Raw genomic sequence first — 14509 nt, 5'->3', positions numbered from 1 at the left:
CCGAGCACAAGGAGCGGCATATGGACGCGTTGGTAAGCACCGAATGGCTGGCGAACGAACTGGGCGCGAGCGATCTCAGGATCGTCGACGCGACCTACGCGGAAGGGCGCGATGCGGCGGCGGAGTATGAAGCGGCGCATATCCCCGGTGCGGTGTTCATGAACCTCAGCGAGCTGCGCGATACCGACAGCGACCTGCCCAACACGCTGCCGTCGGCGGAGAAATTCGCGAGCCGGATGCAGACGCTGGGGCTGGGTGATGGCAGCCGGATCGTGCTGTACGACAGCTCCCCCTGGCACACGGCGGCGCGCGCGTGGTGGTTGCTGCGGCTGTTCGGCGCGCACAACGTGGCGATCCTCGATGGCGGGTTCGCCAAGTGGCAGGCTGAGGGACGCGAGATAGTGACGGGGAAGGAGACGCCACGGCATCGCCACTTCACAACCTGGGCGGACCTGAAGGGCGTGCGCGATCTCGACCAGATGAAGGCGAATGTCGCGAGCGGCGCGGAGCAGGTGCTCGACGCGCGGTCCGCGACGCGCTTCACCGGCGCGGAAGAAGACCCGCGGCCGGGCACTGCGCCGGGGCATATCCCGGGCTCGAAGAACCTGCCGCAGGGCGCGGTGTTCAACGCCGACGGCACGTGGAAGACCGGCGACGCGCTGAAGGCCGAGTTCGACAAGGCGGGCATCGACCTGTCGAAGCCGATCGTGATGACCTGCGGCTCCGGCATCACCGCCTCGGTGCTCGCGTTCGGCGCACACCTGCTCGGCAACGACGCGGCGCTGTACGACGGCAGCTGGTCCGAATGGGGTGGCGATCCGTCCACACCGAAAGCAACAACCGTATGAGCGACACGAACAAGCCGGTCGGCGACGCGACCAAGGTCGTCCTCGCCGGACGTCGCCCGGAATGGACTCAGGGCATTGTCAGCCCACCGGTCTGGCGCGCCTCGACGATCCTGTACGATTCGGTTGGGCATCTCCGCGAAAGCGCCACCCGCGATACGCATCACCGGCTGTTCTACGGGCGCAAGGGCACGCCGACGCAGTGGAGCCTCGCCGACGCGCTGACGTCGCTAGAGCCCGGGGCGGAGGGAACTTTCCTGTATTGCTCGGGCGTCGCGGCGATCGCGGCGGCGTTGCTGTCGGTGCTGTCCCCCGGCGACGAGCTGCTGCTGGTCGACAGCGCCTATGACCCGACGCGCGGGATGGCGGGCGGCTTGCTCAAGCGGTTCGGGATCACGACGCGCTATTACGACCCGATGATCGGCGCGGGCATCGCCGACCTGATCAGCGAGAAGACGCGGGCGATCTTCATGGAAAGCCCCGGATCGCTCAGCTTCGAGGTGCAGGACGTTCCCGCGATCGTCGCCGCCGCGAAGGCGAGGGGGGTGACTACCCTGCTCGACAACACCTGGGCGACTCCGCTGTTCTTTCCCGCGATCGAGCGCGGCGTCGACCTGACGATCCTCGCCGGCACGAAGTACGTCGTCGGCCATTCGGACGTCATGCTCGGCTCGGTCACCGCTGCGCCCGGCCATTTCAAGAAACTGCGCGAGACCAGTTTTCAGCTCGGCCAAGTCGCCAGCCCCGACGATTGCTGGCTCGGCAGCCGCGGCCTGCGCACGATGGCGGTCCGCCTCGCACAGCACCAGTCGAGTGCGCTGACCATCGCGAACTGGCTCAAATCGCGCCCCGAAGTCGCGCAGGTGCTGCACCCTGCGCTCCCCGATTGCCCCGGCCACGACCTGTTCGTGCGCGACTTCAAGGGCTCCAGCGGCCTGTTCTCGTTCGTCCTCAACGGGGGTGACGAAACCGCCCGCGCCGCGCTGATCGACGCGCTCCAGTTGTTCGGCATAGGCTATAGCTGGGGCGGTTTCGAAAGCCTCGCCATCCCCGCCGACCCGCAGCGCTATCGCAGCGTGACGCAGCGCGACGCCGCAGGCCCGATGGTCCGCCTCCAGATCGGCCTCGAAGACCCCGTCGACCTGATCGCCGATCTCGAAGCCGGGCTCGCCGCCTTTACCGCCGCCAAGGGATAGGCGGCGGATCCTGCCTCATTGCGACGGCGCGAGCTTGGTATTCAACACCCAGCCGACATTGTCGTTCTCGTCGGCGATCTCCCACCACAGGCCGTTCTGCGGTCCGGTCGGGTAGACGATCGAGCCCGGTGGCAGGGTGCGGACGATCTTGCCCGATGCCGAGGCGGCGGCGCGCATCGCGACGGGCCCCTGCGCGGTGAAGGTCTTCTTGGGTGCGGCCTGCGCCGTACCGATGTCGCCGGGCTGCACCAGGCCGAGTTCGGTCACCATCTTGCTGTACGCCTGGATGAAGGCGAGCGTGACGATCCGTCCGATGTCGGTATTGTCGTAGCCGCCGCCGACCGCGCCCGCCGCGCCGCCGCCGAAGAAGCCACCGCCACCCGCCGCGAAGCTCAGGCTGTTCTTTGCCGCATAGCCGTCGACGGTCGAGATCGTCTCGGTGGTGCGGACGTTGGTGAGAGACAAGACGGTGTTGGCCTCCATCTTCTTGCTGCCGATGCCGCCCAGCAGGCCGCCGACCGCGCGACCACCGAGCAAGCCGCCGATGCCGCCAGCGACACCGCTGCCGCCCGAATTGCGGTTCGACGCCTGGACTTCGGCGATCAGGACATAGTCCGCGGCCTTGATCTGGCCCTGGCCGACGTTCGAGCGGCGTTGCAGGCCGAGTTCGCCACCGATGTCGCGCTCGCGTTGCGCCGCGCTGAGGCCCGAACCGCGATCGACCAGATTGAAGCAGCCGGATCGCTGCACCAGCACCTTGATCAGCTTTTGCGGGCCGGACAGCTGGAACTGCGTCCAGGCCGAGGGATCGTCGCCGTCCATTACCGACACCGTACCGAGTTTGCGCGCGCAACGTGGTACGTCGGCCATCGTCGCGTCCTGCGTCTTCTGCGTACCCGATGGTCTGGCAAGTCGTTGCGCTGACGCAGGATGGATCGCCAAAATGGTCGCTATCGACACTACGGCCATCGTCATCGTCTTGATTCTAAGCACGATTATCTCTCCCCGTTCATCACTGTACCGATCGCTTGGCTCGCGTGGGTGCATATTGATCTCGTCTTACCACTATCGTTAAGCGCGTGGCGGTCGAAAGTCATCTGCTTCGCAAAGACATAGGATGTCTTCGCGAAGTGCAGGATATCGCGCGGGATTGTGACATAACAGGGAAGGGGAGGCGACTATCTTGTGCAAGCCGCTCAACGTCTTCGCTTGAAAGACCTTTACTAGGCCATAGCGAGGTCGGGATCGGCACGTGGCGGCTGCTAAACCGACCGGTGGCCCATTCCAGGACGTTCGGATCGGAGTCCATTCGCGGCGATGTGATGCCGGACCGGTGGAGAGTGACCGTGGAGCGATCACCCGACACTGTTGCGCTTGCGCAACATGCGTGCTGTCAACGCCCGGTTGTACGCAAGATTCGCTTGTGCACTGCAACCGGCGCTGTCATCGCGGTGTCACCGTCGGAAAGACCGCGCTGGGGTTCGCCCCTAAAGATGCGGCGTCCACGGATGCAGGGCGGACATCGACTTCCGGTATCGAAAGGGAAACGATGCGCTTCACCACTATTCTTCTCGGCGGCATTGCACTTGCGGCCGCCACGCCAGCGTTCGCTCAGGACGAGGCTACCGCGCCACCCAAGCCGATCACCGTCACCGGTTCGGTCGGGCTCGTCAGCGACTATCGCTTTCGCGGCGTGTCGCAGTCGGACGAGAACCTCGCCGTGCAGGGCGGCATCACCATCGCGCATGAAAGCGGGCTGTATATCGGCACCTGGGGTTCGAATCTCGCCGGCTGGGGCACGTTCGGCGGCGCCAACATGGAGCTCGATCTGATCGCGGGCTTCAAGGTGCCGGTCGGCGGCGGTGCGCTCGACGTGGGCGCGACGTGGTACATGTACCCGAGCGGCTTCGACAATACCGACTTCATCGAGCCCTATGCCAAGCTGTCGGGCACCGTCGGCCCGGTCGCGTTGCTCGCCGGTGTCGCCTATGCGCCCAAGCAGCAGGCACTGGGGCCGTGGTATACCAACGGTGCGTCTGCGGCGGCCGGGGTGTACGACCGAGTAAACGCGAAGGACGACAACCTCTATCTCTGGGGCGACGTCAGCAGCGGGATCCCCAACACCGGGCTGACGGTGAAGGCGCATGTCGGCTATTCGAACGGCAACAAGGGTCTCGGACCGTTCGCGACCAGCGTGTCGCCGACCGGCGAGTATTTCGACTGGCTGTTCGGCGCGGACTACGTGATCCCGACGACCCCGCTGACGCTCGGCGTGGCCTATGTCGACACGGACATCGGCAAGGGCGAGTCGGCCTATCTGCAGCCAAGCTTCAGCCGCGGGCAGGACGGCAATGGCTCGATCGCCAACGGCAAGGTACTGGTGTCGCTGACCGCGGCGTTCTGAACTGAAACCGTCCTCCCCCTACCTTTCACCGACAAAGGGAGGGAGAGGACGGCGCTACCAAGGGTTGTTTCCCCGCGAAGGCGGGGACCCAGACTGGGCTCCCGCCTTCGCGGGAGAACAAGGAAGGGCGCGTCGAGGTTGCCGCATCTCCCATCCCCAAGCCGTCACCCCAGCGAAAGCTGGGGTATCTCTCGAGGCGGGCGACGTTCGCCATACGACAAAATCCCAGCTTCCGCGGGGATGACGGGCTGGGCAGGCAGACACGAAAAAGGGCGGCCCCGCGAGAAGCCGCCCTTTTTCGTCAGCCGCTAGGACTCGATCAGTTCGCGGTAGTCTTTGCGTCCTGGCCATCGCCCTCTGGCGCCGCGACGATGTCGCGCGTCGTCGAGCCCTTGTCGACGACCGTCGTACCGGGATCGCCCACGCTCGACCGGATGCCCGGATCGTCGTTGTCGGCGCCCGCATCGGCAACGACACCGGATTCCGCAGGGCTACGGGCAGCGACGCCGCCGAACAGCGCGTCGAGCGTCTGGGCGTTGGCGGCGGTATCCTGCGGGCGGGCAGCACCCGGCTGAGGCGGGACCAGCGCGAAGTCGGGCGGGATCACGAGCGGGGCTTGGCGCGCCACGGCGAACTCGTCCGGACGTGCGCGGTCTAGGCTTCGGCCTGCACCGCAACCCGAGAGCAGCGCGACGCAGGTGAGGCCGGCGGCCAGGGGTACGAACTTACGCATGGGAATTCTCCACAGGGGGCTTCTCGCGCACGAGGAGCGCCCGAACAAGCAGGACGAGCACGCCGACAGTAATCGCTGCATCGGCGACATTGAAGACCAAAAACGGACGCCACTCGCCGATATGCAGGTCGGCGAAATCGACGACGTAGCCGAGCCGGATCCGATCGAGGATATTGCCGATCGCCCCGCCGAGCACGAAGCCCAGCGCTACCTGGTCGGCGGGGTTCTTCTCGCGCGTCATCCACACCGCGACGCCGACCGCGATCGCGCCGGTGAGCAGCACCAGCGCCCAGCGGGTCAGGTGGCCGTCGGCGGGAAGCAGCCCGAGGGAGATGCCGATATTGGGCACGAAGCGCAGGTCGAAGAACGAGGTGATCGTCTGCGAATCGCCAAGCGAGTCGATCCCGAGCGGCTTGGTCACCGCCCATTTGCTGAGCTGGTCGGCGAGGAACAGCGCGATCGCCGCGCCGAACCCGGCCTTTGGCAGGTTACGCATCGGCCACCACCTCGTCGCACCGGTCGCAGAGATCGCCATCGACCTTCACCTCGGGGAGGTGACGCCAGCAGCGGCCGCATTTGTGAAAGTCGGTGCGGGTTACGGTGACCGCGTTGCCGGGGGTGACCTTGGCGACGATGAACGCTTCGGCCAGTTCCGCAGCTTCAGTCGGCGCGAGAGGCGACATCGATCGGATCGTGACCTCTGCCTCCAAACTCGAACGCACGGTCTTTTCGCGACGCATGGGTTCGATCGCTTCGGTAACCGTTTCGCGAAGTGCACGGATTTGCGTCCACTTCTTCCCGACATCGACGCCGTCCTCCACCTCTGGCAGCGACGGCCATTCGAGATAGTGTACCGAGCTGTCGTCGTTGGGGAAGCGCGACTGCCACACTTCTTCCGCGGTGAAGCACAGCACCGGTGCGGCGTAGCGGACCAGCGCGTGGAACAGCACGTCGAGGACGGTACGGTATGACCGGCGCTTGATGTCGCTCGGCGCGTCGCAATAGAGCGAATCCTTGCGGATATCGAAGAAGAACGCGGACAGGTCCTCGTTTGCGAAGTCCGTCAGCAGGCGCGTGTAACGGTTGAACTCGTACGCCTCGGCCGCCTGGCGCAGTTCGGTGTCGATCATGCCGAGGCGGTGGAGCACGTAGCGCTCGAGCTCGGGCATGTCGGACACCGCGACGCGCTCCGACTCCTCGAAGCCCTCGAGTGCGCCGAGCATGTAGCGGAACGTGTTGCGCAGCTTCCGGTATGCGTCGGAGGCGGTGGCGAGCACCTCCTTGCCGATCTTCACGTCGTCGAAATAGTCGGTCGAGGCGACCCACATGCGCAGGATGTCCGCGCCGGACTCGCCGATGATCTTGAGCGGATCGACGACGTTGCCGAGCGACTTCGACATCTTCCGGCCCTGGCCGTCGAGCGCGAAGCCGTGCGTCAGGACCGCGTCATAGGGCGCACGACCGCGTGTGCCGCAGCTTTCGAGCAGCGAAGACTGGAACCAGCCGCGATGCTGGTCCGAGCCTTCGAGATACAGGTTGGCGCGGGTGCCTTCGCCGTAGCGCGCCTCAACGGTGAAGACGTGCGTGCAGCCGGAGTCGAACCAGACGTCGAGGATGTCCTTCACGACCTCATAGTCGGCGAGGTCGTAGCCGGGGCCGAGCAGCGCCTGGTGGCCGTCGGCATACCACGCATCCGCGCCGTTCTCGCGGAAGGCTTCGACGATCCGCGCATTGACGGCGGGGTCGTTGAGGTACTGGCCGGTGGCGCGGTCGACGAACAGCGCGATCGGCACGCCCCAGGCGCGCTGGCGGCTGATCACCCAGTCGGGGCGGCCCTGGACCATCGACGTGATCCGGTTTTCGGAGCGCGCGGGGATCCAGGTGGTGGCGGCGATCGCGTCGAGTGCGATTTCGCGGAGCGTGGCGCCGTTCGAGCTTTCTGCTCCCCCGCCCGCTTGCGGGAGGGGGCCGGGGGGTGGGCTCGCGCCATCCCCGGCAGCACCGGTCGAGAGCGCGTGCCCACCCCCGGCCCCTCCCGCCTGCGGGAGGGGGGAAGAAGAAGAGTCCATCGGGATGAACCATTGCGGGGTCGCGCGGAAGATCACTTTCGCCTTCGAGCGCCACGAATGCGGATAGCTGTGCTTGAAGTCATCGCTCGCCGCGAGCAATCCGCCGACCTCGCGCAGGTCGGTGCAGATCGGGCCGTCGGCGCTCACGAACTTCTTGTTGATGACGCTGCCCTGGCCGCCGAGCCACGCCCAGTCGGCGCGGTACATCCCCGCACCGTCGACCGCGAAGACCGGGTCGATGCCGTATTGCTTGCAGAGCTCGAAATCGTCCTCGCCGTGGTCCGGCGCCATGTGGACGAGCCCGGTGCCCGCGTCGGTCGTGACGAACGCGCCGGGGAGGAACGGACGCGGCTTCGCGAAGAACCCGCCGAGTGCGTGCATCGGGTGCCGTGCGGTTGCGTCGGCGAGCGAAGAACCCTTTCCGCGCCAAAGGATGGCAGCGCCACCCTCCGCTCCGTCACCCCGGCGGAGGCCGGGGCCCACCTCACCGCGGTCTCCCCCGTTGGTAAGTGGGTCCCGGCCTCCGCCGGGATGACGGGAGGGGAGGGTACGGGCAAAAAAGCTGTCGATCAGCGCGTCTGCGATCAGGAAGCGACGGTCGCCGTCCGCTACCAAAACATAATCAATCTCAGGCCCATAGCTCAGCGCCTGGTTCACCGGGATCGTCCAAGGCGTCGTCGTCCAGATCACCGCATGCGCGCCGACCAGTTCCGGCGCGTTCGGGGCTTCCACGATCTCGAACGCGACGTCGATCTGCGTGGAAACGATGTCCTCATACTCGACCTCGGCCTCGGCGAGCGCGGTCTTCTCGACCGGCGACCACATCACCGGCTTGGCGCCGCGGTACAACTGGCCCGACTCCGCGAACTTCAGCAGTTCGCCGACGATCGTCGCTTCCGCGTCGTATTTCATCGTCAGATACGGATCGGCCCAATCGCCCATCACGCCGAGCCGTTCGAACTCGGCCTTCTGCACGGCGACCCATTTCTCGGCATAGGCGCGGCATTCGGCGCGGAACTGCTCGACCGGCACGTCGTCCTTGTTGAGCTTCTTCGCGCGATACGCTTCCTCGACCTTCCACTCGATCGGCAGGCCGTGGCAGTCCCAGCCGGGCACATAGGGCGCGTCCTTGCCCATCAGCGACTGCGAGCGGACGATGATGTCCTTCAGCACCTTGTTCATCGCGTGGCCCATGTGGATGTCGCCGTTCGCATACGGCGGACCATCATGCAGGATGAACCGCTCGCGCCCGAGCCGCTGTTCGCGCAGCCGGTCGTAGATGCCGAGTTTCGCCCAGCGCTCAAGGATCGCCGGCTCCTTGGCGGCGAGGCCCGCCTTCATCGGGAAGTCGGTCTTCGGCAGGAAGACGGTGTCGCGGTAATCGCGGGCGGGCGCAGGAGTATCGGTCATAAGTATCGGCGCACTTAGCCGAGCGGGGCGCACGTTGCCATCCCCTCTCCCTTCTGCCGTCACCCCAGCGAAAGCTGAGGTATCGTGCGGCAGGGGCGCGCTTCATTACCGGGATACCCCAGCTTCCGCTGGGGTGACGTACTGGGGTGTAAGTCGACATTGAAGGTGAGCGGGGGCTACCGCGCCAATATCATCCGCGCTCGCGCGCAGTCGGCATCCATCTGGGTCGTCAGCGCTTCGAGGCTGTCGAACTTCGCCTCGGGGCGGAGGTATTCGACCAGCGAGACTTGGATGCGGCGGCCGTACAAGTCCTCGGCGAAATCGAAGAAGAACGGCTCCAGCAATTCCTTCGGCGGATCGAAGCTCGGGCGGATGCCGAGATTGGCGGCGCCCTTCACCACGCGGCCATCGTCAAGTTGCCCAGTCACCGCGTAGATCCCGTACGCAGGGCGAAGGTAATTCCCCATGTCGATGTTCGCGGTCGGATAGCCGATCGTGCGGCCGAGCTTGTCGCCGTGCTGCACCACGCCCTCGATCGCGAACGGCCGCGTGAGAAGGCGCGTGGCGGTCGCCATGTCGCCGGCGCGCAGGGCCTCCCGGATGCGCGTGGAGGACACCGTCTCGCCATCGAGTGCGATCGCGCCGACCGTCTCCGCGCGGAAACCATGGGCCGGTCCTCGTGCGGCAAGCGTGTCGACATTGCCGCTCTTGGCATGACCGAAGGTGAAGTCCTCGCCCGTCACCACGCCGCCGATGCGCAGGTTGCGTTCGAGGCGGTCGGCGATGAACTGCTCGGCGGTCAGCGCGGCGAGATCGCCGTCGAAATGGAACACCACCATCGCGTCGGCGCCAGCGTCGGTGAACAACCGCTCGCGCTGGTCGAGCGTGGTAAGGCGGAACGGCGTGGTGTCGGGGCGGAAATGGCGGACCGGATGCGGATCGAACGTCGCCACCAGCGCCGGTCGGCCCTTGGCCTTCGCCCACGCGATCGCGCGCGCGACCACCGCTTGGTGACCGAGGTGGAATCCATCGAAATTACCCAGCGCGACGATCCCGTCCGCGAGATGCGAAGGAATGGACGCGCCGCCGTCGAGCCGCTGCATGCGCGGTTCAGTAACCAGCCGTCGCGAACGGCGATAGTCCTTCCGTAACCTTGGTCCCCCCGCATTCTCTTGTTCTCCCGCGAAGGCGGGAGTCCAGCCTGGGCTCCCGCCTTCGCGGGAGAACAAGCTTAGCGTCGTGTCAGAGTGACGAAGCTATACGCAGGGCGGTCGTTTTCGGCCGGATGGTCTTCGCGGTCGATCTCGCGCCAGCCTTCGAATGCCGGCACGGTGGCGTCGCCTTCCGGTTCGGCATGCACTTCGGTCAGTTCGATACGATCCGCGTAAGGGAGAAACAGCGCATAGATCTGCGCGCCTCCGATCACGGCTACATCGGCGCCCGCCATTGCCAGCGCCTCTTCAACGGAGTGCGCGACCTCCGCACCCGCCGCCGTCCAGTCGCCTCGCGTGAGGACGATATGCCGGCGACCGGGCAGGGGGCTCGGAAAACTCTCGAACGTCTTGCGCCCCATCACCATCGGCTTGCCCATCGTCAGCGCCTTGAAGCGCTTGAGGTCGGCGGGGATGCGCCACGGGAGCTGGCCGTCGCGACCAATGACGCCGTTGGTGGCGCGGGCGAGGTAGAAGGTGATCATGTTTCGGTCATGCCGGAATGAGGGGGGCAGGGCTATGCCTCCCTTTGTCGGCATCCCGCCGTTAACTCCACCCCGGCGAAGGCCGGGGCCCAATTGGGGGACGTCGTTGATGAGCGCCGCGCTCCGTTACTCCAGCCTTGCCAATTGGGCCCCGGCCTTCGCCGGGGTGGTAGTAAGCTGGTGGCGCGGTTCACTCCGGCGCGTGTTCCTTCACATACGCCTCGGGATCCTTCTCGACGACCTTCACCCCGTTCAGATGATTCGCCTCGAACGCCGCAAACCGCACGCCAAGTTCATGCCGCTCTTCCAGCGTCGCATGCTTGCGGAAATCGGTCAGGCCTTGGCGCTCTTCCTCCGCCAAGTGATCGCTGTTTGCCTTGTTGCACTCGCCGACCGCTTCGAACCACGCGTCAGACCCAACCGGGTGTTTGTCGACCGCTTCGCCGGTCTCACGGATGTCGTTGTGATCCTCGATCGCGTCCTCGGTCTCCTCGGCGGCCGAGTCCGCGTCGTTGCCGCCGGTGCCGATCTTCATCAGACGCGGATAGAAGAAGCGCTCCTCCGCCTCGGCATGCGCGTCGAGCAGGTTCTTAAGGCGGGTCCAGAGCGCCGACAGCGCCTCGGTGTCCTTGGCGTCGATCGAATCGATCTGCGCAAAGAGGTTACGCTGCTGCGCGTGTTCGTCGAGAATGAGCTGTGTGATATCCATGCGCATCAGAACCGCGTGCGCTGCCCGGGGTTCCTATTGCGATTCGGTCGCGGCGCTGCCGCTGGGTCGCTCTCTGTTCAGACCGCGACGGGCGCCTTGATGTGAGCCTGCGCGACGTAATCGTGGAGGACGAAATCCTCATACTCGTACGCGTCGATCGAGTCCGGCTTCCGGAGAATCTCGAGTCGCGGGAGCGGTCCCGGCGAGCGCGTCAGTTGCAGCTGTGCCTGCTCCAGATGGTTCGAATAGAGGTGGCAATCGCCGCCGGTCCAGATGAACTCGCCGACCTCCAGCCCGCATTGCTGCGCGAGGATGTGCGTCAGCAGCGCGTAGCTGGCGATGTTGAACGGCACGCCGAGGAAGATGTCGCCCGAACGCTGGTAGAGCTGGAGCGACAGCTTGCCGTTCGCGACGTGCGTCTGGAACAGGCAGTGGCACGGCGCGAGTGCCATCGCGTGCAGGTCGCCCGGGTTCCATGCGCTGACGATCTGGCGGCGTGAGGCGGGGTTCGTCTTGATCTGCGCGATCAGCTCGACGATCTGGTCGATGTGGCGACCGTCCCCCGCGACCCAGTCGCGCCACTGCTTGCCGTAGACCGGGCCGAGATCGCCGTTCTCGTCCGCCCACTCATCCCAGATCGCGACCTTGCGCTCCTGCAACCAGCGCACGTTGGTGTCGCCGCGCAGGAACCACAGGAGCTCGACGATGATCGAGCGGAGGTGGAGCTTCTTGGTGGTGAGCACGGGAAAGCCCTGTGCGAGGTCGAACCGCATCTGCGCGCCGAACACGCTGAGCGTGCCGGTGCCGGTGCGGTCCATCGTCTCGACGCCGGTCGAGAGCACGCGGTCCATGAGGTCTAGATATTGGCGCATGCTTCGGGCGTAGCGGCGTAGGGGCGGCGGCTCAAGCCGATGTGGAGGCTGTTGCGCGTGCAGCCGTCCGCGCGGCGGTGCAGTCGGATACGTGCCGCCGTTGCCCGCGCCTTCTCCTCGTATTGCTGACCTTGCAATGGCTCGCGCGCTGTTCGCCGGGTTGCGCGATGCCACGGTCGAGACGGTGGCGGTCGCCTATCTTGATCCGAATCGGAGGCTTCTCGGAATGCGGCATGTAGTCGGGGGGCGGGATCAGGTGGCGATCTCGATCCGGACGGTCGCGGTGGATGCATTGGCGTTCGGCGCTCATGGGGTGATTATCGCGCACAACCATCCGAGTGGGGACGCTGCACCGAGCGCGCGGGACGTGGCGTTTACGCGGGCACTGGCGGCAGGGTTGCGGACGTTGGAAATGGTGTTGCTCGATCACTTGGTGATCGCAGGCGCTGAGGTGACGAGTCTGAGGGCGATAGGGTTGGTTTAATTCCAACGCCCATGCCTGAGATACCACCCCGGCGGAGGCCGGGGCCCAGTTGGGGGACCGTGCCAACTACGTGCAGGATGCCGTTACTGCGAACTTTCCAACTGGGCCCCGGCCTCCGCCGGGGTGGTGCAGTTGGTTGGGTTAGGCTTTGGAGCCAAAGCGAAAGCCAACGCCAACATCGCGCCTCACTTCAACCGGCAAGCCCGGATCGCCTCCGGCTTCGGCCGCGGCCCGGTCGCGCGGAACGTCGCCAGATACCCGCCCGCCGACGGCATGTCGTCCATATCGACCTGCGTATACCCAACCGCAGCGAACTCGCACTTCAGCAAGGCCGGCGGCGTGCCGTGGTTCTGCGTCGGGCGGTTCGCATCGACCACCACCACCAGCCCGTCGGGCTTCAGCGACGGCCGCAACCGCCACAGGAACTCGTACGGCTGCTCGATCTCGTGATACATGTGCACCATCAGCACGCGGTCGAAGCTTGCCTCGGGCAGCTTCGGATCGTTCGCCTCGCCCAGCTTTACGCTGACGTTCGCCAGATCCTCGCGCGCGACGCGCTCCGCCAGCGTATCGCGCACGCTCGCGACGATGTCCTCGGCCAGCACGCGCCCGTCCTTGCCGACCCGCGCCGCCATGCGGATCGTGTAATATCCCTCCCCCGCGCCGATATCCGCGACCGTCATGCCCTTGCGGATGTCGCCCTTGTTCATGACCTCGCCCGCTTCGTTGAGGCGGTCGCGCGCTTCTTCGTTAGACCAGCGCGACGAGACGATCGACGCGACCGGACGGTCCGCAGCGGGGAACACCGGCTCCTTCGGCTCGCGTTTGATCAGCGGCTTGCTGCCATCACACGCTGCGAGCAGGAACACCGGCGACAGCATCAGGGCAAGAGCACCCTTCAGCTTCAATCGACGTCCTCCACCTCGACGGCCTCGCCGGTCACGCGCTGCGACAGCGCCGCCGCCATGAACATCTCGAGGTCGCCGTCGAGCACGTCCGACGGGCTAGTCGAGACCACGCCCGTGCGCAGGTCCTTCACCATCTGGTACGGCTGAAGCACGTACGACCGGATCTGGTGGCCCCAGCCGATGTCGGTCTTGCCCGCGTTCTCGGCATTCGCCGCAGTCTCGCGGATCGCCAGTTCGCGCTCGTACAGACGCGCGCGGAGCTGGTTGTAGGCCTCGGCCTTGTTCTTGTGCTGCGAGCGCTGGTTCTGGCACTGCACGACGATCCCCGTCGGGATGTGCGTGATGCGCACCGCCGAATCGGTCGTGTTGATGTGCTGACCGCCGGCGCCCGACGCACGATAGGTGTCGATGCGCAGGTCGCTCTCGTTGTATTCGACCTCGATATTGTCGTCGACGACCGGGTACACCCAGACGCTGGCGAACGACGTGTGCCGCCGCGCCGCCGAGTCGTACGGGCTGATCCGCACGAGCCGGTGCACGCCGCTCTCGGTCTTGGCGTAGCCGTACGCGTTCTCGCCCTTGAGCAAGAGCGTGGCGGACTTGATCCCCGCCTGCTCACCCGAATGCTGGTCGACCAGCTCGACCTTCAGGCCGTGGCGCTCGCCCCAGCGCGAATACATCCGGCTGAGCATGCCCGCCCAGTCCTGGCTCTCGGTCCCGCCGGCACCGGCGTTGACCTCGATATAGGTGTCGTTGGCGTCGGCCTCGCCCGCCAGCAGCGCCTTGATCTTGTCCTTGTCGGCACGCGCGGCGAGTTCGGCGAGCGACGCAACGCCGTCCGCCTCCATCTCGGTGTCGCCCTCGGCCTCGGCCATCTCGATCAGCTCGGCGGTGTCCGACAGCTCGCTCTGGATCGCGCGGGTCGCGCTGATCGCCTCGTCGAGACGACGACGCTCGCGCATCACCTCCTGCGCGGCCTTGGGATCGGACCAGAGCGCCTGATCCTCGACGCGCGCGTTCAGCTCGTCGAGACGACGCAGCGCGCGGTCCCAGTCGAGGAAGCGGCGCAGCAGCGCCAGCGCGTCGTTGATGGTGTCTACGTGAGCCTGCGCTTCGGCGCGCATGATATTCTCCAAAAATTCCGTCGTCCCGGCGGAGGCCGGGATCGCCGTCCCACGCGAGC

At 66.1% G+C, this 14509-nt stretch carries 14 protein-coding genes; 4 read left to right on the top strand and 10 right to left on the bottom strand.

Annotated elements, in window-relative coordinates:
* Positions 1 to 20 precede the first annotated feature (20 nt).
* Together AC3D24_RS10135 and metC are read left to right on the top strand one after the other, a co-directional pair.
* Positions 21 to 848: a sulfurtransferase gene (locus tag AC3D24_RS10135; RefSeq protein ID WP_489030308.1), complete on the top strand. Its 828-nt coding sequence runs from the start codon at positions 21 to 23 to the stop codon at positions 846 to 848.
* A complete protein-coding gene (gene metC, locus AC3D24_RS10130; protein ID WP_489030307.1) occupies positions 845 to 2041 on the top strand; it encodes a cystathionine beta-lyase in 1197 nt (398 codons plus the stop codon). Before AC3D24_RS10135 ends, metC begins: the two co-directional genes overlap by 4 nt.
* Before the next feature lie 15 nt (positions 2042 to 2056).
* Here metC and AC3D24_RS10125 read toward each other — a convergent pair whose 3' ends face one another.
* On the bottom strand, positions 2057 to 3034 hold the full coding sequence (locus AC3D24_RS10125; protein ID WP_489030305.1) for a CsgG/HfaB family protein: 978 nt from the start codon (positions 3032 to 3034) through the stop codon (positions 2057 to 2059).
* A 556-nt stretch (positions 3035 to 3590) separates the two neighbouring features.
* On the opposite strand from AC3D24_RS10125, the gene AC3D24_RS10120 reads away from it, so the two are divergent.
* Positions 3591 to 4445, top strand: coding sequence for a TorF family putative porin (locus AC3D24_RS10120; protein WP_489030303.1), 855 nt, complete (start codon positions 3591 to 3593; stop codon positions 4443 to 4445).
* 319 nt (positions 4446 to 4764) lie between these two features.
* Here AC3D24_RS10120 and AC3D24_RS10115 read toward each other — a convergent pair whose 3' ends face one another.
* The 7 genes from AC3D24_RS10115 to AC3D24_RS10085 form a co-directional block, all read right to left on the bottom strand.
* On the bottom strand, positions 4765 to 5178 hold the full coding sequence (locus AC3D24_RS10115; RefSeq protein WP_489030302.1) for a DUF3035 domain-containing protein: 414 nt from the start codon (positions 5176 to 5178) through the stop codon (positions 4765 to 4767).
* Positions 5171 to 5674, bottom strand: a complete 504-nt coding sequence (gene lspA / locus AC3D24_RS10110; RefSeq protein ID WP_121904308.1) for a signal peptidase II — start codon at positions 5672 to 5674, stop codon at positions 5171 to 5173. Before lspA ends, AC3D24_RS10115 begins: the two co-directional genes overlap by 8 nt.
* A complete protein-coding gene (locus AC3D24_RS10105) occupies positions 5667 to 8657 on the bottom strand; it encodes an isoleucine--tRNA ligase (RefSeq protein ID WP_489030300.1) in 2991 nt (996 codons plus the stop codon). Before AC3D24_RS10105 ends, lspA begins: the two co-directional genes overlap by 8 nt.
* Positions 8658 to 8833: 176 nt before the next feature.
* Positions 8834 to 9760: a bifunctional riboflavin kinase/FAD synthetase gene (locus AC3D24_RS10100; protein ID WP_489030298.1), complete on the bottom strand. Its 927-nt coding sequence runs from the start codon at positions 9758 to 9760 to the stop codon at positions 8834 to 8836.
* Between the two features lie 128 nt (positions 9761 to 9888).
* The gene (locus AC3D24_RS10095; RefSeq protein ID WP_489030296.1) at positions 9889 to 10353 is read right to left on the bottom strand and encodes a dihydrofolate reductase; all 465 of its coding nucleotides are present in this window, start codon (positions 10351 to 10353) and stop codon (positions 9889 to 9891) included.
* Positions 10354 to 10543: 190 nt separating this feature from the next.
* On the bottom strand, positions 10544 to 11062 hold the full coding sequence (locus AC3D24_RS10090; RefSeq protein WP_489030294.1) for a hemerythrin domain-containing protein: 519 nt from the start codon (positions 11060 to 11062) through the stop codon (positions 10544 to 10546).
* Positions 11063 to 11139: 77 nt separating this feature from the next.
* Positions 11140 to 11934, bottom strand: coding sequence for a thymidylate synthase (locus AC3D24_RS10085; RefSeq protein WP_489030292.1), 795 nt, complete (start codon positions 11932 to 11934; stop codon positions 11140 to 11142).
* Positions 11935 to 12070: 136 nt separating this feature from the next.
* Here AC3D24_RS10085 and AC3D24_RS10080 point away from each other — a divergent pair, with 136 nt between their 5' ends.
* On the top strand, positions 12071 to 12418 hold the full coding sequence (locus tag AC3D24_RS10080; protein ID WP_489030290.1) for a JAB domain-containing protein: 348 nt from the start codon (positions 12071 to 12073) through the stop codon (positions 12416 to 12418).
* 185 nt (positions 12419 to 12603) lie between these two features.
* Here AC3D24_RS10080 and AC3D24_RS10075 read toward each other — a convergent pair whose 3' ends face one another.
* A complete protein-coding gene (locus tag AC3D24_RS10075) occupies positions 12604 to 13299 on the bottom strand; it encodes a class I SAM-dependent methyltransferase (protein WP_489033122.1) in 696 nt (231 codons plus the stop codon).
* 23 nt (positions 13300 to 13322) lie between these two features.
* On the bottom strand, positions 13323 to 14450 hold the full coding sequence (gene prfB / locus AC3D24_RS10070; protein WP_056051599.1) for a peptide chain release factor 2: 1128 nt from the start codon (positions 14448 to 14450) through the stop codon (positions 13323 to 13325).
* Positions 14451 to 14509: the final 59 nt, after the last annotated feature.

The organism is Sphingomonas sp. SL1004, assembly GCF_057815015.1.
Note: the sequence above shows the minus strand (reverse complement) of the source record. Positions and strands in the feature narration are given on the sequence as shown.